Annotated in this window: 20 protein-coding genes; 1 reads left to right on the forward strand and 19 read right to left on the reverse strand. The window is 61.4% G+C overall.

Annotated features, from left to right (window positions below; genetic code table 11):
* Positions 1-327 precede the first annotated feature (327 nt).
* From rpsT to pyrR, 19 genes are all read right to left on the reverse strand, one after another.
* Positions 328-591: a 30S ribosomal protein S20 gene (rpsT, locus tag HMPREF2528_RS07380; RefSeq protein WP_049346199.1), complete on the reverse strand. Its 264-nt coding sequence runs from the start codon at positions 589-591 to the stop codon at positions 328-330.
* A gap of 261 nt (positions 592-852) precedes the next feature.
* Complete coding sequence (locus HMPREF2528_RS07385; protein ID WP_070543548.1) at positions 853-1,500, reverse strand: type II toxin-antitoxin system PemK/MazF family toxin; 648 nt, start codon at positions 1,498-1,500, stop codon at positions 853-855.
* A 15-nt stretch (positions 1,501-1,515) separates the two neighbouring features.
* A complete protein-coding gene (gene holA / locus HMPREF2528_RS07390) occupies positions 1,516-2,550 on the reverse strand; it encodes a DNA polymerase III subunit delta (RefSeq protein WP_070543550.1) in 1,035 nt (344 codons plus the stop codon).
* A gap of 196 nt (positions 2,551-2,746) precedes the next feature.
* Complete coding sequence (locus HMPREF2528_RS07395; protein ID WP_246823913.1) at positions 2,747-4,735, reverse strand: ComEC/Rec2 family competence protein; 1,989 nt, start codon at positions 4,733-4,735, stop codon at positions 2,747-2,749.
* 77 nt (positions 4,736-4,812) lie between these two features.
* Entirely contained in the window at positions 4,813-5,964 is a 1,152-nt protein-coding gene (locus HMPREF2528_RS07400; protein ID WP_070543555.1) for a helix-hairpin-helix domain-containing protein, read from the reverse strand.
* Positions 5,965-6,185: 221 nt separating this feature from the next.
* Positions 6,186-7,151: a DNA-binding protein WhiA gene (whiA, locus tag HMPREF2528_RS07405; RefSeq protein ID WP_070543557.1), complete on the reverse strand. Its 966-nt coding sequence runs from the start codon at positions 7,149-7,151 to the stop codon at positions 6,186-6,188.
* A 146-nt stretch (positions 7,152-7,297) separates the two neighbouring features.
* On the reverse strand, positions 7,298-8,350 hold the full coding sequence (gene yvcK / locus HMPREF2528_RS07410) for a gluconeogenesis factor YvcK family protein (protein ID WP_070543559.1): 1,053 nt from the start codon (positions 8,348-8,350) through the stop codon (positions 7,298-7,300).
* A 108-nt stretch (positions 8,351-8,458) separates the two neighbouring features.
* On the reverse strand, positions 8,459-9,373 hold the full coding sequence (gene rapZ / locus HMPREF2528_RS07415) for an RNase adapter RapZ (protein ID WP_070543561.1): 915 nt from the start codon (positions 9,371-9,373) through the stop codon (positions 8,459-8,461).
* A gap of 362 nt (positions 9,374-9,735) precedes the next feature.
* Positions 9,736-11,160 (reverse strand): bifunctional phosphopantothenoylcysteine decarboxylase/phosphopantothenate synthase, encoded by a 1,425-nt coding sequence (locus HMPREF2528_RS07420; protein ID WP_070543563.1) that lies wholly within the window; start codon positions 11,158-11,160, stop codon positions 9,736-9,738.
* 30 nt (positions 11,161-11,190) lie between these two features.
* Positions 11,191-11,649 (reverse strand): DNA-directed RNA polymerase subunit omega, encoded by a 459-nt coding sequence (gene rpoZ / locus HMPREF2528_RS07425; RefSeq protein WP_044150418.1) that lies wholly within the window; start codon positions 11,647-11,649, stop codon positions 11,191-11,193.
* Positions 11,650-11,935: 286 nt separating this feature from the next.
* Complete coding sequence (gene gmk, locus HMPREF2528_RS07430; RefSeq protein ID WP_070543565.1) at positions 11,936-12,493, reverse strand: guanylate kinase; 558 nt, start codon at positions 12,491-12,493, stop codon at positions 11,936-11,938.
* A gap of 41 nt (positions 12,494-12,534) precedes the next feature.
* Positions 12,535-12,915, reverse strand: coding sequence for an integration host factor, actinobacterial type (mihF, locus tag HMPREF2528_RS07435; RefSeq protein ID WP_005505949.1), 381 nt, complete (start codon positions 12,913-12,915; stop codon positions 12,535-12,537).
* 442 nt (positions 12,916-13,357) lie between these two features.
* On the reverse strand, positions 13,358-14,233 hold the full coding sequence (pyrF, locus tag HMPREF2528_RS07440) for an orotidine-5'-phosphate decarboxylase (protein WP_070543567.1): 876 nt from the start codon (positions 14,231-14,233) through the stop codon (positions 13,358-13,360).
* Positions 14,233-17,553, reverse strand: coding sequence for a carbamoyl-phosphate synthase large subunit (carB, locus tag HMPREF2528_RS07445; RefSeq protein ID WP_070543569.1), 3,321 nt, complete (start codon positions 17,551-17,553; stop codon positions 14,233-14,235). The genes pyrF and carB overlap by 1 nt, the downstream gene beginning before the upstream one ends.
* Entirely contained in the window at positions 17,554-18,741 is a 1,188-nt protein-coding gene (carA, locus tag HMPREF2528_RS07450; RefSeq protein ID WP_070543571.1) for a glutamine-hydrolyzing carbamoyl-phosphate synthase small subunit, read from the reverse strand.
* A gap of 179 nt (positions 18,742-18,920) precedes the next feature.
* A complete protein-coding gene (locus tag HMPREF2528_RS07455) occupies positions 18,921-19,460 on the reverse strand; it encodes a PH-like domain-containing protein (RefSeq protein WP_070543573.1) in 540 nt (179 codons plus the stop codon).
* Between the two features lie 143 nt (positions 19,461-19,603).
* Complete coding sequence (locus HMPREF2528_RS07460) at positions 19,604-20,905, reverse strand: dihydroorotase (protein WP_070543575.1); 1,302 nt, start codon at positions 20,903-20,905, stop codon at positions 19,604-19,606.
* A gap of 30 nt (positions 20,906-20,935) precedes the next feature.
* Positions 20,936-21,937, reverse strand: a complete 1,002-nt coding sequence (locus HMPREF2528_RS07465) for an aspartate carbamoyltransferase catalytic subunit (RefSeq protein ID WP_049337443.1) — start codon at positions 21,935-21,937, stop codon at positions 20,936-20,938.
* Complete coding sequence (gene pyrR, locus HMPREF2528_RS07470; protein WP_049345471.1) at positions 21,934-22,602, reverse strand: bifunctional pyr operon transcriptional regulator/uracil phosphoribosyltransferase PyrR; 669 nt, start codon at positions 22,600-22,602, stop codon at positions 21,934-21,936. Before pyrR ends, HMPREF2528_RS07465 begins: the two co-directional genes overlap by 4 nt.
* Before the next feature lie 323 nt (positions 22,603-22,925).
* Between pyrR and HMPREF2528_RS07475 the strand changes: the two genes are divergently transcribed.
* Positions 22,926-23,648, forward strand: coding sequence for a hypothetical protein (locus HMPREF2528_RS07475; RefSeq protein ID WP_070543577.1), 723 nt, complete (start codon positions 22,926-22,928; stop codon positions 23,646-23,648).
* Positions 23,649-23,708 lie beyond the last annotated feature (60 nt).

Raw genomic sequence — 23,708 nt, forward strand, 5'->3', positions numbered from 1 at the left:
CCCCCCCCCAAAAAATCCGGGCGTCATAAAACCACAGCGTGCGGGCATAGCAAAAGGCACCCCGCACTTAGCAGGATGCCTTTCACAAAAGTTATGAGGAGTTAACCGGTGGTGCCTCCGGTGTCTTCTAGACCGATGCATAAAGCCGCGGCCGCCCGAGCGTTATTGCCACACCAATAGGTGAGGCTCAGGGTTTCAGAGGGGTCGTTTAACTCCTTGAACCCAAGTATACACGAAAAAGAAACCCCCTGCGTTCCCCTTAGAGGAGGGGGAACACAGGGGGTCTCTGCCCTTAAACCAGAGAGGTACTTAGGTACCCCGCAAGTTTTAGAAAGCCTTGTTGACGAGCGCAGCAAGACCGGACTTCTTGTTTGCAGCGGTCTTCTTGTGCAGAACACCCTTGGAAACAGCCTTGTCCAGCTTACGGTTCACAAAACGCAGAGCCTCAACAGCAGCTTCCTGGTTCTGTGCCTCAACAGCAGCCTTGACCTTGCGGGTCGCGGTCTTCAGCTCGGACTTTACAGCGTTGTTACGCAGGCGAGCCTTCTCGTTGGTGAGGATACGCTTCTTCTGAGACTTAATGTTAGCCACAATTAAACTTTCTGTTTTGTCTTATTGGTCGGTGAGGGCGACGCTGGCCGATCATCGACTGAGCGGCGTGGGGATGCCTATGGCAACCGGCCAGCAGTGCCCGATGACCATCGGACACTCAACCACACATAATACCAGATGAACAGCCTCCACGACAGACCCTCGCGGAGAGAAAAATACTGTGAAAACCACTACACGCAGCCTCCACATCCGGCGCAGATTACCGGCACCGGTCACCGGCAAAACTACCGGCACAGGGCGTTAGCCGTTATGGCGAGTCCACGCACGCTCAATCAGGCGGAACGTATCCTCCGGCATAATCGCACCCTCGCGGCGCATCGCATCCGGGCGAACACGAATCACACGGTTCAGCTTCACCTCAGAGGCGCGGCCCTGCGGATCCCACGGACCCGAACCAATATCAAGGTAGTTCGAATCAGCGTGCTCACGGTTATTGTGGTCCTTACTGGTCATCATCAGCGCCAGCAGGTACTCACCGTCACGACCCACCAGAAGCACCGGGCGGTCCTTACCCTGCGAGTGGTCCTCCTCGAAAGGAACCCACGTCCACACGATTTCACCCGGGTCAGCGTCGCCGTCCAGGGAGGGCGAGTACTCAAAGTTGATCATGTCGCGGTAATCGCCCGGGTAATCCGAACCGTCGGATGCGCCGGTCGAAGCCGGTGCGGAAGGCTTAGGTGCCGAGGAAGACTTCGAGGCGCTCGGCTTAGGCGCCGAAGAGCCGGAGGTACGAGCCTCACCCTGACGAGATTCGCCCTTGTGGGACTCGCTCTTCTGGGAGGACTCGGAGCCGCCCTTAGACGCAGTAGCGTCATTGAGGGCATCCTCTGCCGCCTTCTGCAGGAAGGGCAGCAGGGCAAAGAAAATTTTCTTCAGAATTTCGAGCATGGGCTCTATTATGCATTACAGGCGCGGAGGTAGAGCAATCGCCAAAACAGCCTGCTCCACCGCATACACCGCGTCCTGCGACTCGCCCTTCAGCTGCGCGTCCGCATCAGCCAGAAGCTGCACAATATGCGCCAACTGGGCGCCGGTAAAACGGCGGCCGTCACGCTGAGCCTGTTCTACCTGCCACGGCGCCATGCCCACCTCGCGCGCCAGTTCGTTAGCGCTCAAACGCACGTGGTGCACGCGCGCAATATTGCGGATACGCATGGCGAGCGCACCCAGCATCGGAATCGGCTCCGTGCCGGTGGCGAGGGAGTGGCGGAGCAGACGCAGAGCCTCCGGGGCGTTACCGGAAATCGCGGCGTCACTGACGCGGAATGCGGTGACTTCGGTGCGGCCGCCGTAGTAGCGGTTCACCGCCTCCTCAGTGATTTCGCCGGGTACGTCTGAGAGTAGCTGCTGGCATGCGGCGGCAAGCTCCGCAGTGTCGGAGGCGGCGGCCGTCAGCAACGCCAGGGCGCCGCCGGTAATCGGGCGCTGAGCGGCGGCGAACTCCCCCGCCAAGAACTCGCTCTTCTCACGATCGGTCTTGAGCGCCTTGCAGTTAATGAGCACGAACTGGGAGCGCACCAGGTCGATGAGCTTCTTGCCGCGGTTACCGCCCGAGTGGTTCAGAATGAGCATAATGTCCGGCTCGGGGGCGTTCAGGTAGGCGAGCGTATCGGTCAAAAACTCGTCGCTCATAGAGGCGACGTTCTCAACCTCAATGATCTTTGCCGAACCGAACAGGGAGGGCGAAGCGTGCAGGATCAGCTCCCCCGCCGTGTAGGTGGCGGCGTTAATCTGAACGCGGTCCACCTCCGGGTGGATGCTGCGGAACAGCTCACGCAGGCGTGCCGCAGCTCGGGAAGCAAAGTACTCTTCGGGGCCGTAGAGCATGACGGCGGGTGCCGGGGTGACGGTACGCCACGCGGTGTCGAGGGCGGGGCCGCCTCGGCGGGCGTAGCCTCGGGAACCACCACGCTGGGTTGCACGCTTACGCTCGGACACGCTTATCACTCGCCTTTATCTGCAGGGTACGGGCTAAACTCGGCCCCGCTGCGCACGGGGGTGCTGCGCGGGTAGAGTCTCGAGTATCCATCATAGCGTTTTCTTCTCAGATGCCTCCTAGCGGTGGTTAGGGGTAGTCGGTCAGGGTTAGATGCCCGCAGTGAGTCGGTTAGGAACGGGCGGGCTGATCGGGGCGCTAATAGGAGGGCGCGGTGCGCGGTACCACCCGCAAATACTGCCGGTGCGTGACCGCGCGGTAGCGGCGCGCATCCACCCACCAGAGGGCTACGCTCAACGCCAGCACGCAGAGGGCGCTACACACCACTGCCGGGACGCTCGAACCGGGCTCCCAGGGGTTACCCGGCGCGTGCGCGGCAGTGTGTGCCGCCCACTCGATGCCCTGCGCGGCAAGGCCACCGGCACGAAGGCACACATCCGCCAGAGCAGGCAGACCCAGGAGCATTAATCCGAGCGCAGCCAGCCCGGCGAGCATACTCAGCGGCGCCAAAGGAGCGGCTACCAGATTCGCCGGAACCGAGTAGAGCGGCACCTTACCGCTCATCGCCAAAATCAGCGGAGTACACCACAGGGACGCCACAATCGGCGCGGCGAGCATTTCCGCGCAGAACACCGGCATGACGCGCATGAGCAGGCGAATCAGCGGCGGACCCAGCAGAATCAGCGCGGAGGTCGCCGTCACCGACAGGGCAAACCCTATATCCACGGCGAGGTGCGGGGCGGCAAGCAGACACATCAGCACCGTGGTCTGCAGAGCCGCTAGGGACTGGCGGCCCGAACCGCGCAGCATCGCGTAGGCACCGAGCAGACCCATGGCGAGGGAACGAATCACGGAACCCTCAGAATCCAGCAGCATGGCGTAGGCGAGCACCGCCGCAACCCCGCACAGCACCATGACGCGGTGCGGAATGGCGAGGGTGCTCAGCCGGTGCACGAGCGGCGGCAGGGGTTGGGCGTTTGGCGGGGTAGGTTGATGGGGTTGGATAGAGTGTTGGGGCTGGGCGGGATGCCGGGGGTACGCGGGGCGGCGAGAATGACCCGTGCCTCTCCCTCGCAGCCGTTGCCTCAACGAGCGGAACAGCAGGTACGCGCTGGCGAAGCGGTACGGACGAATCGCCAACACCAGCCGGTACGCACCCAAAAACACGATGGCAATATTCGCCCCGGACACCGCCGTAATATGGCTGAGCCCGCTGAGCTTATAGTCCTCCCGCGCGGTGGAACTCATCAGCGAGTCGTCCCCGTAGGCGGTGCCCAAAACTAGTGCCGCCGATTCCGTGCCCAGGGTATCCAGGGCGCGGGTGCGCAGTTGTTCCTTGAGCGTGGACAGGTACGGCTCCTCCTCAGTCCGGGCGGCGCCCGAGGCGTTCGATCCGGCGCCATAGGCGGGTGCGGGCATCGGGAAAATAGTCGCGCCGCTCAGCTTCGCCGTGGAGCCGTTGAACTCCACGGTGCCGAGGGCGGTCACCTTCATGCCCGGATAAATCACTTGCGAGCGCGCGGTGCCGCTCCCCCGCTGCTTAGCCGCCGAGCTTACTTCCGCGCTCGCCTCCGAACTTGCCTCCAGACTGCGCGCGGCGCTCTTTGCCGAACCGTCACGCCGGTACACGCGCACCCGCTCATTCACCAGCGCACGCACGCTCCGCCCCTGAATTTCCTCCAGCTTAATAACCACCAGAGTAGTTCGCGGATCCATGCGGCGGACCTGCTCCACCGTGCCATTCAGACGAAGCGAGGCACCCTGCGCCTGCTGCAGGGTAGCGCGGGATGCATCCACCCCCGTAGCGCACAGAAGCACCGCCTGAACCGTCACGATACACGCCAGAAAAACCAGCTGACCGGTCGTGCGAAAGAGCAGGCTGTAGGGCATCACCGCGCGCGGCGGGAAGAACAGCAGAATCGCCAGGCACCCCAGCAAGGCAATGAGCACGCACGCCAGCGGATGCGCCACCCGCCACGTGCCCACCGTCAGCGCCGCCGCGGTAAACGCCCACAGCACCAGCACCGTAAAACTCAGGCGAAGGTCCAGGTGAATGAGGCTTCCCTGGGCGCGCAGCTCCTGCTCGTCGCGGCGGGTGCGCCACCGCTCAGCACCGATGCTCCAGCGGTAGCGGGCGCGGTCATACGCCGTAGCCGCGGAACGGGTGAGGCGCCGGGTGAGGCGCAAGGAACCGGGAAATAGCTCCCGCTCCCCTGCCTGCTGTCGGTTCTGCTGTCGGTTCGGCCTGTGATTCTGCCTGCGCATTAGACCGTCACCAGCGGGCGCAGATTCTCCAGCATCGACGGACCAATGCCGGGCACCGCATCCAGCTCATCTACGCTACGGAAACCGCCGTGCGCCTCACGCCAGGCAATAATGCGCTGAGCCATTGCCGGACCAATACGCGGCAGGGTCTGCAGCTCCTCAGCGGTGGCGGTGTTAATGTTCACCGGGGTTGAACCCTTCTGCGCGCTGCCCGCAGGAGTTAGCGTGCGCGCAGGCTGAGGCTGAGCGCCACCCTGAGATGCACCGTTCTGCGCTGCACCATTCGCCGCGTTACCCTGACCCGCATTTGCCGTGCCACCATTGGGCTGAATCTGCGCCGGAGCAGCCGTCTCACCACGATGCGGCACATAAATCTGCACCCCGTCACTGAGCGCACCGGCAAGATTCACGCGGTCCAGATCAGCATCCGCGGCGGCACCGGAGGCGGCGGCAATCGCATCCACGGCACGACCCTGCGCGGGCAGCGTGTACACGCCAGGGTTGTTCACGGCACCCGCCACGTGCACCCGCACGGTAGCCTCACCGGAGGCGCCACCCTGCGCGGATTCACTTGGGTTAGCGCCCGGCTGAGCAGTGGACTGAGCACCGGACTGGGTGCCGGGTTGAGTTCCGGGGCTCTGCTGGGCACCCACCGCCTGCACCGACTCGGCGGAAGCACTCGGGGAGGCGACCTGCTCGGCACGCGGCGCCGCCGAAAACTGGGTCACACCCCACACCACGGCAACCAACGCCAGCACCGCCACCAGAAGCAGCACGCGCGGCGACAAGCCCCAACGGGTACTGCGTGTGGTGCCGGGCTGATCGGCCTGCTCCCACTCCGCCCAGTCGTCCACCTCATTCCAATCGGGCTGTTGATCCCAGTCAGCCCAGCCATTCGACTCCGGCTGGGATGCCGCGGGCTCGGCAGGTGTTTCTTCGGCAGGCGCCTCCGCGGGCGTTACCTCAGCAGCAATAGCCAGCGGCACGGTGTCCTCAGCATCCGGCGCACCGTTCTTGCGGGCGCGGGGGCTACGGTAGAGGCTGTTCATCAGGGAGCGGGCGCTACGCTGCGCACCGCCCTGCTGGGCTGCACTGTCCTGCACAGGGCTCTGTACAGCGTTCTGGTCGGGGTTGGGGGTCATGCTCGTCATACCCCTACCCTAGGCTCACGCGCGCGAACGCACGAGCGCACGCAAAGAACCTGTGGATAACTCCCCTCGCACAACGCGAAAGGGGCCATCCACAGGCTCATTTTTGAAAAATATGCGGTTTTTGTTCAAAAACGGAGGGGTTTGGTTTGTCACAAAACCGTCACAAACACCTCAGCCACACGAGCTGCCCGCACCGTTTATGAGCAGAATCTAGCCTTCGCTTAGTCTTCGCGCGGCAGTTCAGTACCCGGAATACCCAGCTCCGAAGCACGCTTATCAGCCATCACCAGCAGGCGACGAATACGGCCCGCAATCGCGTCCTTCGTCATCGGCGGATCAGCCAGACGACCCAGCTCATCCAACGACGCATGCTTATGCAGCACACGCAGCTCACCGGCGTAGCGCAGATGATCCGGCGCCTCATGACCCAGAATCTGCAGGGCACGCTCCACGCGGGCGCTCGCCGCAACAGCCGCCTGAGCGCTACGGCGCAGGTTCGCATCATCAAAATTCGCCAGACGGTTCGCGGTCGCACGAACCTCCTTGCGGGTGCGCGCCTCACGCCACGTGGTCAGGGTGCCGGTCGCGCCCATACGCTCCAGTAGCTGCGAAATCGTCTCGCCGTCACGGACCACCACACGGTCGGTGCCGCGCACCTCGCGTGCCTTCGCAATAATGTCCAGGCGACGAGCCGCACCCACCAGCGCGAGCGCCGCCTCCGGGCCGGGGCAGGTAATCTCCAGGGAGGAGGAACGACCCGGCTCAGTCAGCGAACCGTGCGCCAAGAACGCACCGCGCATGACCGCCTCAGCGTCCTGCAGGGAGCCGTTCACCACGGCCGGCGGCAGGCCACGCACCGGGCGGCCACGCAGATCCAGCAGACCGGTCTGGCGAGCCAGCGCCTCACCGCCGTGATCCACACGCACAATGTAGCGGCCGCCTCGACGCAGGCCACCACCGCTGACGCTGGTCAGCTCAGAGTCGTGGCCGTAAATCTCCGCGATGGTGCGGCGCATGCGGTGGGCGGTTGCCTCGTGGTCGACCTCAGACTCCACCACGATTCGCCCCGAGACAATGTGCAGGCCTCCGGTAAAACGCAGAATCGTAGAGATTTCTGCCTTACGAGCAGAGACTTTCGTTGCCTCGTAGTTGGCGAGTTCGTCCTTGACGAGCGTGGTTAATGCCATGACCAGGTCCTTCTGGGCGTAGTGTCTAAGAGTCTATAAATTCGGGGAAATGCGGGAGAGGCGCGCGCAACAACCGGACTCATACCGCACACGCGCGGTGAAGCAAACCGGTGAGGATTGAGCGTTAGGATGCGCCAGCTAAAGCGCTAGGCGCTCAGCTCAAACGCTTCGTTATACGCAGCCGCAAGCTTCAGCGGGTCGTGCACATTCGGCTGGGAACTCGAACGCAGATGCGCCCACACAACCTTCGCACCCATCGCAGAAGCCTCACGCTCCAGCTCGGAACGGTGATCAGCCTGCATGTCAGCGTCAGCAATCACCGCGTCAAGGTGAAGCTTCGGGGCGTACTGGCGCAACAAATCCAGGTGCGTTGCCGGGGTGAAGCCGACCGTCTCCTTATCGTCGGAGAGGTTCATGACCACGCAGCGGCGCGCCTCCGTGCGGATAATCGCCTCACGCTGAGCGTCCAACAGCAGATGCGGCAGAACCGACGTACGCCACGAACCCGGACCCAAAACAATCCAGTCGGACTCCTCAATAGCGGAGAGCGCCTCCGGGCAAGGACGCGCATTTGCGGGAGATAGACCAATATCGTGAACCCGCTCCTCCTTCGAGAGGTTCACCTGGCCGACCACCTTCACACGCTCAATACCGCCGCCGTTATGCTCACGCAACACGGTGCCGTAAATGACCATCGGATCCAGCGCCATCGGCAGCACGCGGCCGCGCGCATTCAGCAGCGCACCCGCCCAGTCCAGACCCGCAACCGGGTCATCCAGCAGCTGCCAGAGAGTAGCAATCAGCAGGTTACCGAGCGCGTGATAATCCAGCGGGAACTCACCCTCATAACCCTCGGGTGCGCTAAAACGATGCTGCATCACATCACGCCACGTGCGACCCCAATCGGTGTCATCACAGAGCGCAGAAAGCGCCATACGCAAATCTCCCGGAGGGAGAATACCCATCTCCTCACGCAAACGACCCGACGAGCCGCCATCGTCAGCAACCGTCACAACAGCCGTCAAATCAGGCGTGACGTGGCGCAACGCAGACAGGGAACCGTACAGACCGTGACCGCCGCCCATCGCCGTGACCTTCGGCGAACGGTGCGTGGTCTTCAACAGACGCAAAGCCTGAGTCGGCAGAGCCGGCAGGCGCGGAATACCCTGAGTGTCATAACTGGTCGAATGGGTGGACATAGTAATACCTCACATACCCGGAAGGAATGGTATGCCGGCCCCACGGGTGCGGGGCCGGACGGCGGCTAATGAAACACGGCGCGGTGGTTGGAACGCGTCGGGCGGAACCTACTCGCGGCCCTTGTCGCGGTGCTGAACATTCACGTTCAGCTCACCGAAAGCAGAGAGACGACGAGCCAGTTCCTCCGTCACAGCCACGGAACGATGCTTACCACCGGTGCAGCCAATTGCGATGGTGGCGTAGTACTTACCCTCACGGCGGTAGCCCTCAAGCACGGGGCGAAGAGCCGCAAGGTAGTTGCTGATGAACTCCTCGGTACCAGCGTGCTCCAGCACGTAATCGCGCACCGGGGCGTCCTGACCGGTCAGGGGGCGCAGCTCCGGAACCCAGTGCGGGTTCGGGATGAAACGCATATCAGCCATGTAGTTAGCGTCCGAAGGTGCGCCGTACTTGAAGCCGAAGCTCATCACGGTCAGGTTCAGCTTCTTATCCGCACCTTCAGCGAACATTTCACGCACGGTACGAGCCAGCTCGTGAACGTTCATGCCGGTGGTGTCAATGGTGCGGTCAGAAGCGAGGCGCAGACCTTCGAAGAGAGTGCGTTCAGCGCGGATACCGTCGAGGACGCGGCCCTCACCCTGCAGCGGGTGCGGGCGGCGCTGAGCCTCGTAGCGGGCAATAATGGTCTCGTCCTTGGCGTCAAGGAAGAGCATGGAAAAGTCAATATCGGACTTGCGCAAAGTCTCAATCGCAGCGGGAAGATCGGAGAACAACGCGCGGGCACGAACGTCAATACCGAGCGCCACCTTCGGCACTCGCGCACCGTCGCGGGTCACCAGCTCAGCCAGGGAACCGAGCATCTGCGGCGGGATGTTATCAATAACGTACCAGCCCTCATCCTCCAGTACATTTGCGACAGTGCTGCGGCCTGCACCGGAAATACCGGTGATTACCAGAATCTGAGGACGTTCCTCGCTCTGGACGGGCTGTACCGTGGCGGGCTTGCTCTGATTCTCGGACATGGTGCTTCTTCCCCTTCAACGCGAAATACTCTCTATGCCATGATACTAGACCTTTATCAGACGGTTCTGGGGTACGGTCAGAAATTTCACCAGTATGACAGAAATATGAGACGCTCCCGCGGTGGACGCTGGAGAGAAAGAAACCCGCATCACAAGTGCTTGCGCATAATGCTCCCCCAAGGGAGTCTACAAAAAGCGGCGGTCTACAGAAAGAGGCGGGCGGCGGAGCCACGGAGGGTACAGCAAAGCCCGCACGATACCTCCTACAGGAAGTACCGCACGGGCTCCACACTATAAACGCTACGGACTATGAACGCTCCGAAACTCTACGCGGATACGCCAGGTTGCCTTAGACAGAAAACTCAGGCAGAAAGCTCAGGCAGGAAAGCCGCCACATGCTCCAACAGACGCGCCGACAGCTCCTTCTTCGAACCGGAGAACACCGGCGCCTCATCATTCAGAGTCGACAGTAGCGTAATCGTGTTATCGTCCGTGCCGAAACCACGATTCACACCCACCGTATTGACCGCCAAGAAGTCCGTGCCCTTACGCTGTAGCTTCTCACGACCCAGCTCCAGCGGAGTCTTCTCCGCCGAGCCGGTCTCCGCTGCAAAACCAACAATGAGCTTCGGACCGAGGGTGCTCTCCCCCGCCTCATGAGCCTGCTGGCGGCGCACCACGACCTCACGCAGAATATCCGGGTTGCGCACCAGATGAATCACCGGCGCATCCTCAGAATCGGCGCTCTTCTTAATCTTGAACTCGGCAAACTCGGCGGGCCTAAAATCAGCCACCGCCGCAGACATGATCAGCACATCCGCCGCCGCGCTCGCCTCAAGAGTCGCCTCACGCAGCTCCAGGGCGCTCACCACGCGGGTCACCTGCACGCCCTCCGGCGCGGGAACCTCAAGGTTCGCACCGATCAGGTGCACGGTCGCGCCCAGGTCGCGTGCCGCCTCCGCGAGCGCCACGCCCTGCTTGCCGGTCGAACGGTTGCCGAGGAAGCGTACCGGGTCCAGTGCCTCACGGGTGCCGCCAGCGGTAATGACCACGAGGCGGCCGGACAGAGGACCACGCAGCGGTTCGGATGCGCCAGTTGCCTGGCCGGGTTCACCCTGGCCTGCATCAACCTGCCCCAGCAGCGCCGAAGTCAGCGTCGCCGCACGCGCCGCTGCCATACGCTCCTGCTCCGTACCCGTGTACAGGGGCTCAGTCGGCGCGTAACCGGGCGTGTACACCGGGTGCACCTGCCCCTTCGGGAAGCGAGCAATCACATCCAGCGCCACCGCGAAAATATCCTCCGGCTCGGGCATGCGACCCGGACCAGAATCCGGGCCTGTCAAACGCCCAATCGCAGGCTCAATCACGTGATAACCCCACGAACGCAGAGTCTGCACGTTCGCCTGAGTCGCCGGATGCTCCCACATCTGGGTGTGCATCGCCGGCGCCAAAATCACCGGCGCGTGCGTCGTCAACACCGTAGAGGACAGCAGATCATCCGCACGACCAGCCGCCAAACGAGCCAGCAAATCAGCGGTTGCCGGGGCAATCACCACAGCGTCAGCCTGCTCGGCCTGACGCACATGGTTCACCTCCGGCACGCGGTCAAACACGTCCGTCGAGACGGGGTTGCCGCTCAGCGCCTCCAGGGTGGGAACACCCACGAACTTCGTCGCGTTCGGGGTGGGCATGGCGATAACTTCGTCGCCATTCTTCGCAAAAAGACGAAGGAGCATCGCCGCCTTATACGCAGCAATGCCCCCTCCAATACCAACGATAATGCGCATGGTACGTCAAAGAATCCTTGTAGAAGCAGATTACTCAGCGGACTCGTCGAGGATAACCTCTTCGATGGCAATAACCTCTTCGCTACCTGCGGGGATGTACTCCTCCTCGATAGCGCCAGAGAACTCAGCCGCGCTGAAATCAATCACAGCGGACAGATCCTCGGGAATCGGGTAGCCGTCCTCGTCGAACTTAGCGTCCGGGCGGTGCTCCGCCACAACACGGTCAGCAATGATTTCACGCATTGCCACCGACAGAGACTTCTCGTTCGACTCAGCGTCAACCAGCGGGCCAACGTGCGCAGCAGTATTGTCCTGCAGGTTAGCGTAGTACGCGTTAATCTGGCGTGCACGGCGGGCACCGAAAATCACCAGGCCGTACTTGGACTCCGCCTTCTCAATCAGCGCGTCAGCGCTGGGGCTCACGATGCCCTCGGGAGCGACACCGTCAACGAAGTTGTAGTCCTCGTGTTCCTTGATTTCGTTTGCCACTAAAAACTCCAAATAGCTTGATGGAATGTACGTACCGAACACCCCCGCACACCGTTCGCGCTATGGCGCAAACCGGGCACACTGAGGGCACGGTCAAAACTAAAGAACTATTCTACCCTCTCAACGGCTAAAACGCACGTACCAGCCCGGACAAAAGGTGTCAGCTCAGACAAAAAGGTGGGGGCCCGAAGAAAACTCTTCGAAACCCCCACCCTTCACAACGCCTCACGGCAGAACTACAGGTCGGAAGAAACTCTAGCCCCACCGCAAACGCAAAGCATGCAGATTAGGCGGCGCCAATCAGCTCAGCAATCTCCTTCGCTGCACGCTCAACAGAGTCGTTGACGACCGTGACGTCAAATTCCTTCTCAGCAGCCAACTCAACCTTCGCGGTTTCAAGGCGACGAGCTTGCTCCTGCTCACTCTCGGTACCTCGACCCACCAGACGTGACACCAGCTCATCCCAGCTCGGAGGAGCCAAGAAAATCAGGCGAGCATCAGGCATGGTCTCGCGAATCTGGCGAGCACCCTGCAAGTCAATCTCAAGGATCACCGGGCGGCCAGCATCCAGGGCCTCCTGGACCTTAGCGCGCGGAGTACCGTACTTGTTCTTACCGTGCACCACAGCGCACTCAAGCATCTGACCGTCAGCGATCATCTGGTCAAACTCTTCCATCGAAACGAAATAGTAGTGAGTACCGTCAACCTCACCGGGGCGAGGATCACGAGTAGTAGCGGAAACAGAGAACCACACGTTCGGGTAGTTCTCACGAATGTACTGGCACACCGTACCCTTGCCAACAGCAGTGGGGCCAGCCAGTACGGTGAGAGTCGGCTGAGACATAGCTTCCTTACTGCGCCTTCATCGACTGAAGGCACGATGTGTTAGGACTGAGAAGATTCAGGAGGCAGAGTATTAGTCCTGCGACGTGCACGGTTCAAATACCGCGAATTACGGTTGAAGTACTCCACCATCTTGCGACGCTGGTGTACACCCAGGCCGCCAAGGCGGCGAGTCGGTGCAATATGAAGTTCTTCAATGATGCGTTCAGCTCGAACGGCACCAATGCCCGGAAGTGCGCGCAGCATCTGCCCCACCGGCATTTTAGCCAGTGCAGGGTCGGAATCGACCATATCGAGCACCTGACGCACGGAAAGTTCACGGTCACTCAGTGCACGCTTAATTTCCTGGCGGTGTGCTCGGGCAAGTACTGCCTTCTCGCGGGCGGAGGCGCGCGCATCCTCAGTTAGCGGAGTCAGCGGCATGGTTGGGTCCCCCATTTCTGCGAGTTATAGAATTTTACTTATCAACCAATGTAACACGGATAGCACGAGAACCCTCGTTCCACCCGCGGCACTCACCCACGCACCAACAATGCGTCTACGCACGTCAGCACGTAAATATCAGGGAGTACCCCTATAGCATAGCGGAGTATTCGCCCTATCAAAAGTGGAGCCACACACGCACCTTGCAGAGCGGGCGCACTCCCCCACCGCAGAGGTGAGCAAACTCGCATCGGTGCGAGTATGCGGCGGCAAAATTATGCATGCGGATGTACCGAAAAAATGCGATAAAACACCCAAAACTGCCGCGCTACCGGCACAAACCACCAATAGAAAAACCAGGTACGCACAAAGGGCGTGCACCCCGAGCAGACCCTCAACAGAATCCACTCGGAGCACACGCCCCTCTCACACAGCACGCGAACTATGCGCCGCGAGCCGCCAGCAGGTCATCACGAGCCGCCTGCGCAGCCTGCGCCAAACCCTCAACCGACGGGCCAGCAGCCAGCACGCCACGGCTGGAATTCACCAGCACCTGCGACTCAACGCCAGCAAACACGCGGTACAAATCAGCCGCCGAAGCGCCCTGCGCGCCGTAACCCGGCGACAGAATCGGGCCGTTGAACACGCTCAGATCAATACCCAAATCAACCAGCGCCTGACCAACAGTCGCACCAACCACCAGGCCGCACGGGCCCATCTGCTCCCACTGGCGGGAAGCATTCTCAGCGGTAGCCGCAGCGATAATACGCTTAGCCACAGCGCCCCCAGACTCGCCGGAATGACCAGACTCCGACGCGCCCACATGCTGAACGCTCTTACCCTCAGGGTTCGAGGTCAGCGCCAGCACGAACGTGCCGCGGTCATTCTCATCAGCCAAATCCAGCGCCGGACGCAGCGACTCAAAACCCAGATACGGGCTCAAAGTCACCGAATCGGTACCCAGCGGCGACGAGGAGCCGAGCCACGCATCCGCATACGCCTTCATGGTCGAACCGATATCGCCGCGCTTAGCGTCAGCAACAATCAGCACACCATCAGCGGCAGCGCGGGCAAACAGCGCCTCCAGCACAGCAAGACCAGCCGAACCGTGACGCTCAAACAGCGCCACCTGAGGCTTCAACGCCGCCGCAAACGGGGCGCAACCCTCATAGACCGCCTCAGTAAAAGCAACCAGGCCGGCAGCGGAATCCTCAAGACCCCACTGCTCCAGCAGGTTCGGATGCGGGTCAATACCCACACACAGGGGGCCGCGCTCCGCCATCGCCTTCGCCAGACGATCACCAAAAGCAGCGGACATTACGCCTCGCCACCCTCAGAACGAGCATCCACAGCGGCAGCCAGCTGAACGCCGTGCTCCTGCAGGCTCATGATGTCCCAGCTGTGCTCACGCAGAGCGTTAATCGCCTGAACAGCCGCAGCGAACTCAGAAATGGTAGTCATGACCGGGCAGCCCACCGAAACCGCAGCGGCACGAATCTCGTAACCATCGCTACGAGCAGCACCACCGGCAGGGGTGTTCAGAATCAGGTCAATATCACCATTGCGGACCATATCCACAATCGAGTGGTCGCCATTCGCCTCAGCGAACTTCGAAGCCACAATCACCGAGTTCAAGCCGTTACGACGCAGAATCTCAGCGGTACCACCGGTCGAAACGATCTCAAAGCCCAGCGACTCCAGCATCTTCGCGTAAATAATGACGTTACGCTTATCGTGGTTAGCCACCGAAATGAACACCTTACCGGAAGTCGGCAGCGGCGAACCAGCACCAGCCTGAGCCTTCGCGAACGCGGTGTCATAGTGCTTATCCAGACCCATGACCTCACCGGTCGAACGCATCTCCGGGCTCAGCAGCGAATCCACCACAACACCCTCGGGGGTGCGGAAACGAGCGAACGGCAGAACCGCAGCCTTCACAGCAATCGCAGTTTCCTCAGGCAGGGACGCGCCATCCATGTTCGACGGCAGGTAACCCTCAGCCTTCAGCTCAGCAATGCTCTTGCCCAGACCAATCAGCACAGCAGCCTTAGCCATCTGCACGCCGGTAGCCTTCGACACGAACGGAACAGTACGAGACGCACGCGGGTTCGCCTCAATCACGTACAGGTTCTCAGACACGTACGCGAACTGAATGTTAATCAGGCCGCGCACACCGGTGCCGCGAGCAATCTTCTCGGTAGCGTCCTTCACCTTCGCGATGATGTCCGGGCCGAGAGTAATCGGAGGCAGAGTACAGGAAGAGTCACCCGAGTGAATACCGGCTTCCTCAATGTGCTCCATGACGCCGCCCAGGTACAGCTCATCGCCGTCGAACAGGGCGTCAACGTCAATCTCGATAGCGTCCTCAAGGAACTTATCAATCAGAGCGGGCTGCGAAGGCGAAACCTCGGTAGCGTTCTCCAGGTAGCGTGCCAGGTTCGCCTCATCGTAGACGATCTCCATGCCACGGCCACCCAGCACGTACGAAGGACGAACCAGAACCGGGTAACCAATCTCGTCAGCGATGCGCTTAGCACCCTCGAAAGTGAACGCGGTACCGTTCTTGGGCGAAATCAGGCCGCCCTCCTCCAGCACACGGGAGAACTCGCCGCGGTCCTCAGCCAGGTCAATAGCCTCGGGGGTGGTGCCCAGAATCGGCACGCCCGCATCCTTCAGGGCACGAGCCAGCTTCAGCGGAGTCTGACCGCCCAGCTGCACGAACACGCCCATCAGACCGCCGGTACGACGCTCCGACTCAACAATCTCAAGCACATCCTCAAGGGTCAGCGGCTCGAAGTACAGGCGAGTCGAAATATCGTAGTCAGTCGAAACAGTCTCAGGGTTGCAGTTGACCATGACGGTCTCGTAGCCGAGCGAACGCAGCACCAGCGAAGCATGCACACAGGAGTAGTCGAACTCAATACCCTGACCGATACGGTTCGGGCCCGAACCCAGAATCATAATCGAGGGCTTCTCGTGGTGCGCAACCTCATCCTCCAGATCGTAGGAGGAGTAGTGGTACGGAGTGAACGCCTCAAACTCGGCAGCACAGGTATCAACAGTCTTGAAGACCGGGCGGATACCCAGAGCGTGGCGCACACCGCGCACAACATCCTCAGAAGAGCCGATAATCTCAGCAATCTGAGCGTCCGAGAAACCGTGGCGCTTAGCCAGCTTCAAGGTCTCCGGGTCGAGGTTGTCACGCTTAGCGTGAACCACACCGGCAACCTCATTCAGCAGCACCAGCTGATCCAGGAACCACGGGTCAATCTTGGTCGCCTCGTGCAACTGCTCCACGGTAGCACCAGCCAGCAGAGCCTGCTGAACCTGGTAGATACGCTGAGTGGTAGGAACCTTCGTCTTCTCAATCAGCTCAGCCAGCTCAGCCTCAGACAGGGACAGCGGCTTGAACGAGAAGGACGCACCCTTCTGCTCCAGCGAACGCATCGCCTTCTGCAGAGCCTCAGTGAAGTTACGGCCCAGAGCCATAGCCTCGCCAACACTCTTCATGGTGGTGGTCAGGGTCGGGTCAGCAGCCGGGAACTTCTCAAACGCGAAGCGCGGAACCTTCACGACCACGTAATCGAGGGTCGGTTCGAAGGACGCCGGGGTCTTCTGGGTGATATCGTTCGGAATCTCATCCAGGGTGTAACCTAGGGACAGCTTGGTCGCAATCTTCGCAATCGGGAAGCCGGTAGCCTTCGACGCGAGCGCCGAGGAACGAGACACGCGCGGGTTCATCTCAATGACGATGATGCGGCCAGTCTTCGGGTCAATCGCGAACTGGATGTTACAACCACCGGTGTCCACGCCAACCTCACGAATCACGTTGATTGCGATATCGCGCAGCTTCTGGAACTCGCGGTCGGTCAGGGTCAGTGCGGGTGCCACGGTGATGGAGTCACCGGTGTGCACGCCCACGGGGTCGAAGTTTTCGATGGAGCAGACGACCACGACGTTGTCGTTGGTGTCACGCATCATCTCCAGCTCGTATTCCTTCCAGCCGAGGATGGACTCCTCCAGCAGGACCTCGCTGGTCGGCGAGTACTGAATACCGGCGCCAGCAATACGGTAGAGGTCTTCCTCGTTGTACGCCATACCCGAGCCGAGACCACCCATGGTGAAGGAGGGGCGGACCACCATCGGGTAGCCCAGCTCCTTAGCGGCTTCCAGCGCCTCCGGCATGGAGTGAACAATCACCGAGCGTGCAGACTCGCCGCCGGCGCGCTCCACCACGCCCTTGAATGCTTCACGGTCCTCACCGAGGTTAATCGCCTCAATGTTCGCGCCGATCAGCTCAACATTGTACTTGGCGAGCACGCCGCGCTCATCCAGGGAGATAGCCGCGTTCAGCGCGGTCTGACCACCCAGGGTCGGCAGGATTGCGTCCGGCTTTTCCTTCTCGATAATCTTCTCAATCACCTCGGGGGTGATGGGTTCAATGTAGGTGGCGTCCGCGAACTCGGGGTCGGTCATGATGGTTGCCGGGTTCGAGTTCACGAGGATGACGCGTACGCCTTCCTCCTTCAGCACACGCAGTGCCTGAGTGCCGGAGTAGTCGAATTCCGCAGCCTGACCGATGACGATGGGGCCGGAACCGATGACGAGGACGCTATTAAGGTCAGTACGACGAGGCATTTATGCTTCCTTTGCAGTCTTGGTTGCGACCATCAGGTCGATGAAACGGTCAAAGAGGTAGGCGGAATCGTGCGGGCCCGCAGCAGCCTCGGGGTGGTACTGCACGGAGAACGCGGGGATGTCCTTACAGGTCAGGCCCTCAACCACGTTGTCGTTCAGACCCACGTGGGAGACCATGACCTGACCGAACTCGGCGTTCGGTGCGGTTACGTAGTCGCCAATCGGCGCGTCCACAGCGAAGCCGTGGTTATGCGCGGTGATTTCAACCTTGCCGGTGGTCTTGTCCATGACCGGCTGGTTGATGCCGCGGTGGCCGAAGGGCAGCTTGTAGGTGCCGAAGCCCAGCGCGCGGCCGAGCAGCTGGTTACCGAAGCAGATACCAAAGAACGGGGTGCCCTTACGCAGCACGCCCTGCAGCAGCTCAACCTGCTCGTCAGCGGTTGCCGGGTCACCGGGGCCGTTGGAGAAGAACACTCCGTCGGGGTTGTGGGAGTAGATGTCCTCGAGGGTTGCGCTTGCGGGCAGCACGTGCACGCGCACGCCACGCTCAGCGAAACGCTGCGGGGTCATCGCCTTAATGCCCAGGTCCAGGGCGACGATGGTTGCGACCGGAGGTGCGAACCAGTTGAACTGGTGCGGCTCAACGGTGTAGGCGGTGTCAACCGAAACGGAGTCAGCGAGCTTACGGCCAGCCATCGGCTCGGAGGCGCGCACCTCCTCCAGCAGTTCAGCTTCGGGGCGTTCTGCGTGCTCACCGGAGAACACGCCCGCACGCATCGAACCGCTCGAACGCAGGCGGCGGGTCAGGGCGCGAGTGTCAATGCCCTGAATACCGACGATGCCCTGCTCGATGAGCTCTTCGTCAAGGGTGCGCTCAGAACGCCAGTTGGATGCCACACGTGCGGCGTCACGAACCACGTAGCCGGCAACCCAAATCTTGGGGGCTTCAGCGTCGGTGGTGTTCACGCCGGTGTTGCCAATATGGGGAGCGGTCTGAACCACAATCTGACCCGCGTAGGAGGGGTCGGTCAGGGTTTCCTGATAGCCGGTCATGCCGGTCGCGAAAACCGCCTCGCCCAGGGACGCGCCGGTTGCGCCGTAGCCGTAGCCGCGGTAGACGGTGCCGTCCTCCAGGACGAGCAGCGCGCGGTCCGTACGCAGGGCGCCGGATCGTGTCATGTCAGTCATGCTCTTCTTCCTTTTCTCTGGTGTTCTCCCCCGCTTCCTGTACGGCCTCTACCGTGCAGGTTCCGGGGTAGTCTATGGTGCCTTCGGCGGGGTGTTCGCCTGCCGTCAGGCTAAATCTATGGGTATGGGTGCGCAGGGATATTACACCGCGATATTGCGCCGGGATATTACACCGGGATTTAGGCTTCCGGTTCTGCCGCCCACTTCTCGGGCGCATCCACCGCGTTCGGGGCGATGCGGCGCAGCTCCTCCAGGGCCGCCTGCTTATCCTCAGCGTAGCGGGTGCGGAAGCCGGTCTGCACGCGGTGACCGTCGAGGGTCCAGCCGATGACGACCAGGCCGTCCTTCTCCACAACCTTGCCGGCCATGCCTCGGTCGGTGGTGATGACCGAGAGCTTCTTCGCCGGAATCCACAGGTCCTTCGCGCCGTTACGGGTGAAGATGATGCTGTCCGGGTAAATCAGCAGGGTGGACTTGCTCTTGAAGCCGAGCGAATCGAAACCCACACGGTCCAGCCAGTTACCGAAGATCGTGGTGCTGACGTACTCGCCCTCGAAAGCGGCGTCAGCGGTCATGCCCTCGTAGCGTTCGGGAACTTCCTTGAGGGAGCCGAACATGTTCGCCTGGCGTGCCAGGCGCGAGCGCCATCCGTGCCACATGCCGTAGATGCACAGGGCGACCAGGGCGATGCAGATGACGGCAGTCAGGAACTTTCCCACGAAGGTTCTCTCTTTCGGTTGGGGTCTCGGTCGATGATCTCGGCCTGGGTTGGTGAGGTTGGGGGCGGTGCTCCCGGCGAGGCGGTGGTAGGCGTGAACCTACCACCGCCAGGCACGGTCACCACGTACGTTCGCTTCGCGGGTTAGCGACGCGGGGTTGCCAGCTCGCCGTTCAGCACGGTCGGGTGGCCAGCGTAGAAGGTTGCACGAATCGAGCCGGGCACCTCCATGTCGCGGTAGGGGTTGTTCTTACCCTTGGTTGCCTGCTCCTCCGGCTTGATGACGCGGGTTGCCTTCGGGTCGACCAGCACAATGTTTGCCGGTTCTCCTTCGGCAAGCGGGCGGCCCTGCTCGTGATCTAGGCGACCAATCTTCGCGGGCTCCTCGGAGAGGATGCGTGCCACATCGCGCCAGGTAATCATGCCGGTGTCAACCAGGGTCATCTGGATGATGGACAGTGCCTGCTCCAGGCCGGTCATACCGTTCGCGGCGCACGCCCACTCGCATTCCTTGGTCTCTGCCGGGTGCGGTGCGTGGTCGGTACCAATCACGTCAATGATGCCGTCAGCAACAGCCTGACGCAACGCCATGACGTCCTCTTCGGTGCGCAGCGGCGGGTTCACCTTGAAAATCGGGTCGTAGGTGCGTGCGGTCTCGTCGGTGAGCAGCAGGTGGTGCGGGGTTGCCTCCGCGGTCACCTTCACGCCGCGGGACTTAGCCCAGCGCACAACCTCAATGGAGCCCTTGGTGGACAGGTGGCAGATGTGCAGCTTGGAGTCCAGGTGCTCAGTCAGCAGCACGTCGCGGGCAATGATTGCCTCTTCAGCGACGGCGGGCCAACCGGTCAGACCCAGATCAGCGGACACCTTACCTTCGTTCATCTGGGCGCCTTCGGTCAGGCGCGGCTCCTGCGCGTGCTGCGCAATAACGCCGTCGAAGGTCTTGACGTATTCGAGGGCGCGACGCATCACGGCGGGGTCGTACACGCACATGCCGTCGTCAGAGAACACGCGCACATTCGCGGTGGAGTTCGCCATGCCCCCAATGTCGGAGAGGCGCTCGCCCTTCAGACCCACGGTCACTGCGCCGATGGGCTGCACGCGGCACCATGCGGATTCCTTGCCGAGGCGGTCAACCTGCTCAACGACTGCGGCGGTGTCTGCCACGGGCATGGAGTTTGCCATGGCGAACACTGCGGTGTAGCCGCCCAGGGCTGCTGCGCGGGTGCCGGTCTCGACGGTTTCGGATGCCTCGTAGCCGGGCTGACGCAGGTGGGTGTGAATGTCGACCAGGCCGGGCAGCGCCACCTGGCCTGCCGCCTCGACGACCTGTGCGTCTGCGGCGTCAATGTTCTCTGCGATGCGGCTAATCACGCCGTCCTCGATGAGGATGTCGGCGACCTTTTCGCCGTAGAGGCTTGCGCCCTTGATCAGGTACTTGCTCATGGTGTTGGTTCCTCTCGTTAGGAAGGTCGTTTAGGATTCGTCGCCGGCGTAGAGCTTGGCGCTGGAGCCGTCGGTCAGAAGCAGGTAGAGCACCGCCATGCGCAGCGCTACGCCGTTACTGACCTGGCGCAGGACCCAGGAGTTGGTGGCGTCAGCGGCTTCGGTGCAGATTTCCAGGCCGCGGTTCATGGGGCCCGGGTGCAGGATTGCGACCGGCTGCGGCTGCGCCTGCAGGGTTGCGAAACGTTCGGCGGTCAGGCCCCACAGGTCGGTGTATTCCTCTGCGGAGGGGAAGTACGCGGCGTTCATGCGTTCCTTCTGGATGCGCAGCAGCATGACGGCGTCGGGGTTGGTGGCGATGGCTTCGTCGAAGTCGTGGAAGATTTCCAGGCCGGCTTCTTCAACCCAGGAGGCGGTGTTCAGCGGCAGCAGGGTCGGCGGTGCGACGAAGACGACCTGCGCGCCGAGGGTGTGCAGCAGCCAGAGGTTGGAGCGTGCCACGCGCGAGTGCAGGATGTCGCCGACGATGAGCACACGCATGCCGGACAGGTCGGTGCCGCGAGGGCTGTCGAGGCCGTCGCGTTCTGCCTTGTACTGGCGCAGGGATACGGCGTCGAGCAGTGCCTGGGTGGGGTGTGCGTGGGTGCCGTCGCCCGCGTTGAGCACGGGAATGTCGGTCCAGCCTGCCTCGGCGAGGCGCTGCGGTGCGCCGGATGCCGAGTGGCGGATCACGAACGCATCCGCGGCAATCGCCTTGAGGGTCTGCGCGGTGTCCTTGAGCGACTCGCCCTTAGACAGGGAGGAGCCAGAAGCGGAGAAGTTGGTGACGGCTGCACCCAGGCGCTTCTCCGCGGCTTCGAAGGAGAGGCGGGTTCGGGTGGAGTCCTCGAAGAAGAGGTTGACGACGGTCTTGCCGTTGAGCACGTTGAGGGTGCGGTTTTCGGCTTTGACCTGCGCCATGTAGTCGGCGACGTCGAGGATTTCGATAGCTTCTTCGCGGGTTAGTTCGCGGGTGTCGAGCAGATGCTTCATGAGAGCCCTCCCAGCTGGATAATGTCAACTCGGTCTGTTGCGTTGTCGGTTTCAGTCAGTACGACGCGCACGGTTTCGCTGGCGCTGGTGGGCAGGTTTTTGCCCACGTGGTCGGCGCGGATGGGTAGTTGCCGGTGTCCGCGGTCTACGAGGACTGCCAGGCGTACGAGGGCGGGTCGTCCGTGGGCGTTGAGTGCGTCGAGGGCGGCGCGTACGGTACGGCCGGAGTAGAGGACGTCGTCAACGAGGACTACGGTTTTGCCTTCAATGCCGATGGTGGGCATGATGCTTTCCCCTGCGGTGTCTGGGGAGGTGGTGCCGCCGGTTCGCTGGTCGTCGCGGTAGGCGGTGATGTCCAGGGCGCCGATTCGTGTTTCTGCGTTGAAGTTCGGCTCGATGGCTTGGATGCGGGCGGCGAGTCGTACGGCAAGGGGCACGCCGCGGGAGCGGATGCCGATGAGTACGAGGTTTTCTACGCCTTTATTGGTTTCAATAATTTCGTAGGCGATGCGGGTGAGGGCGCGGCGGATTTCGTCCTCGCTGAGGATGGTGCGGCCGACGGTGGTCGCGTCCTCGGAGGTGCTTTGAGGGGTTGCCGAATGGGGGGCTGCGGTTAGATTTCGCCCCTGATTCGCGCCGGATGTGGGTACAGTTGACCCAGGCATAGCCGTCTCCTTCCCCGCCTCACGGGACGGATTTAAAGGTTTTGTGCTTCTAGTAGGGTACCACAGTTCACAGGCTACGTTCAGGTTCGGCGAGAGACCGCTCACGGTGAGGGGGAGACAGCGATGAGGCACGTACCGCATCCCTTATCTGCGCTGCAACAAGCAGGATCTCGACAATATGGACAAATAGTGAGCCGGGGTGTGTGCTCTGTGGATATATGTTAGGGTAATGGCATCAACCGATAACATTCCGCTGAATTCCACACGTTGTTGCGTGGATAATTCGGCGGTTTACACAACCACACACCAGAAAAGAACCAACAATGATGTTTAACCGTAGTTCTATTGCCGCGCTTTCTGCGGCAATGATGCTCACCCTGTCCGCTTGTTCCGGTGGTGCGCAGGTCAGCGCAGAATCGAGCGCTTCCACCTCCGCGAGCGCTGAGTCGGCAAGCGCGGAAGCTTCTGCAACTCCCACTCCTTCGCCCACTCCGACGGGTTATGAGCCCGTGCTGATTCGTGCGAACGTTGATCTGGATAACCCGTCGAAGGAAGCAGCAGATGCGACCCTCAAGGCTGCATACGATGCGTTGGAACAGTACCGACGTGTTTGGAATGCATGGATGCATGGGAGCCTGGAGCACACGAGTGATGAAGAGCTGCTCCGATACGTGGATAAATCCTTCCTGGAAGACACAAAGGAGGAAGTGGAGAATATTCAAAAGTTCACAGAAGAAAACCACGGTCCTATCAAGGGCGAAATTGCCTTCAATAACATCGATCCAGTCACCTATGGAACCATGCACGACGATGGTTCTGTCTCATACAACACCGGCGCAACCATCACGTTCTGTGAAGACTGGAGTAACGTTCGCTCTGCTGAGGGTAAGAAATTTAAGGACCCTCAACTAACGCGACGGGTCTTTGTTCTTCGCCGTTCTGAAGATAATGCGTTTGTTGTTGTCAAATCTGAGACCCTTCATTACGGTTGCGGAGACGAAGCAGACGCTACGAGCGAGGCGACCGCATCCGCTCAAAGCGAGTAGTGATACTAAACGAGGCGCATACCGGACACGCAGGGCGGGGGCTCCGTCCTCAAGGCGCTC

This window comes from Rothia sp. HMSC078H08 (genome assembly GCF_001808955.1).
In the GTDB taxonomy this organism is placed as follows: Bacteria; Actinomycetota; Actinomycetes; order Actinomycetales; family Micrococcaceae; genus Rothia.

What these genes read in the sequence shown, in the direction of transcription:
- HMPREF2528_RS07385 (WP_070543548.1), bottom strand. Translation starts at nt 1,500, where the DNA reads ATGCTCGAAATTCTGAAGAAAATTTTCTTTGCCCTGCTGCCCTTCCTG.
- HMPREF2528_RS07400 (WP_070543555.1), bottom strand. Translation starts at nt 5,964, where the DNA reads ATGACGAGCATGACCCCCAACCCCGACCAGAACGCTGTACAGAGCCCT.
- whiA (WP_070543557.1), bottom strand. Translation starts at nt 7,151, where the DNA reads ATGGCATTAACCACGCTCGTCAAGGACGAACTCGCCAACTACGAGGCA.
- yvcK (WP_070543559.1), bottom strand. Translation starts at nt 8,350, where the DNA reads ATGTCCACCCATTCGACCAGTTATGACACTCAGGGTATTCCGCGCCTG.
- rapZ (WP_070543561.1), bottom strand. Translation starts at nt 9,373, where the DNA reads ATGTCCGAGAATCAGAGCAAGCCCGCCACGGTACAGCCCGTCCAGAGC.
- HMPREF2528_RS07420 (WP_070543563.1), bottom strand. Translation starts at nt 11,160, where the DNA reads ATGCGCATTATCGTTGGTATTGGAGGGGGCATTGCTGCGTATAAGGCG.
- gmk (WP_070543565.1), bottom strand. Translation starts at nt 12,493, where the DNA reads ATGTCTCAGCCGACTCTCACCGTACTGGCTGGCCCCACTGCTGTTGGC.
- mihF (WP_005505949.1), bottom strand. Translation starts at nt 12,915, where the DNA reads ATGCCGCTGACTCCGCTAACTGAGGATGCGCGCGCCTCCGCCCGCGAG.
- pyrF (WP_070543567.1), bottom strand. Translation starts at nt 14,233, where the DNA reads ATGTCCGCTGCTTTTGGTGATCGTCTGGCGAAGGCGATGGCGGAGCGC.
- carB (WP_070543569.1), bottom strand. Translation starts at nt 17,553, where the DNA reads ATGCCTCGTCGTACTGACCTTAATAGCGTCCTCGTCATCGGTTCCGGC.
- carA (WP_070543571.1), bottom strand. Translation starts at nt 18,741, where the DNA reads ATGACTGACATGACACGATCCGGCGCCCTGCGTACGGACCGCGCGCTG.
- HMPREF2528_RS07460 (WP_070543575.1), bottom strand. Translation starts at nt 20,905, where the DNA reads ATGAGCAAGTACCTGATCAAGGGCGCAAGCCTCTACGGCGAAAAGGTC.
- HMPREF2528_RS07465 (WP_049337443.1), bottom strand. Translation starts at nt 21,937, where the DNA reads ATGAAGCATCTGCTCGACACCCGCGAACTAACCCGCGAAGAAGCTATC.
- pyrR (WP_049345471.1), bottom strand. Translation starts at nt 22,602, where the DNA reads ATGCCTGGGTCAACTGTACCCACATCCGGCGCGAATCAGGGGCGAAAT.
- HMPREF2528_RS07475 (WP_070543577.1), top strand. Translation starts at nt 22,926, where the DNA reads ATGATGTTTAACCGTAGTTCTATTGCCGCGCTTTCTGCGGCAATGATG.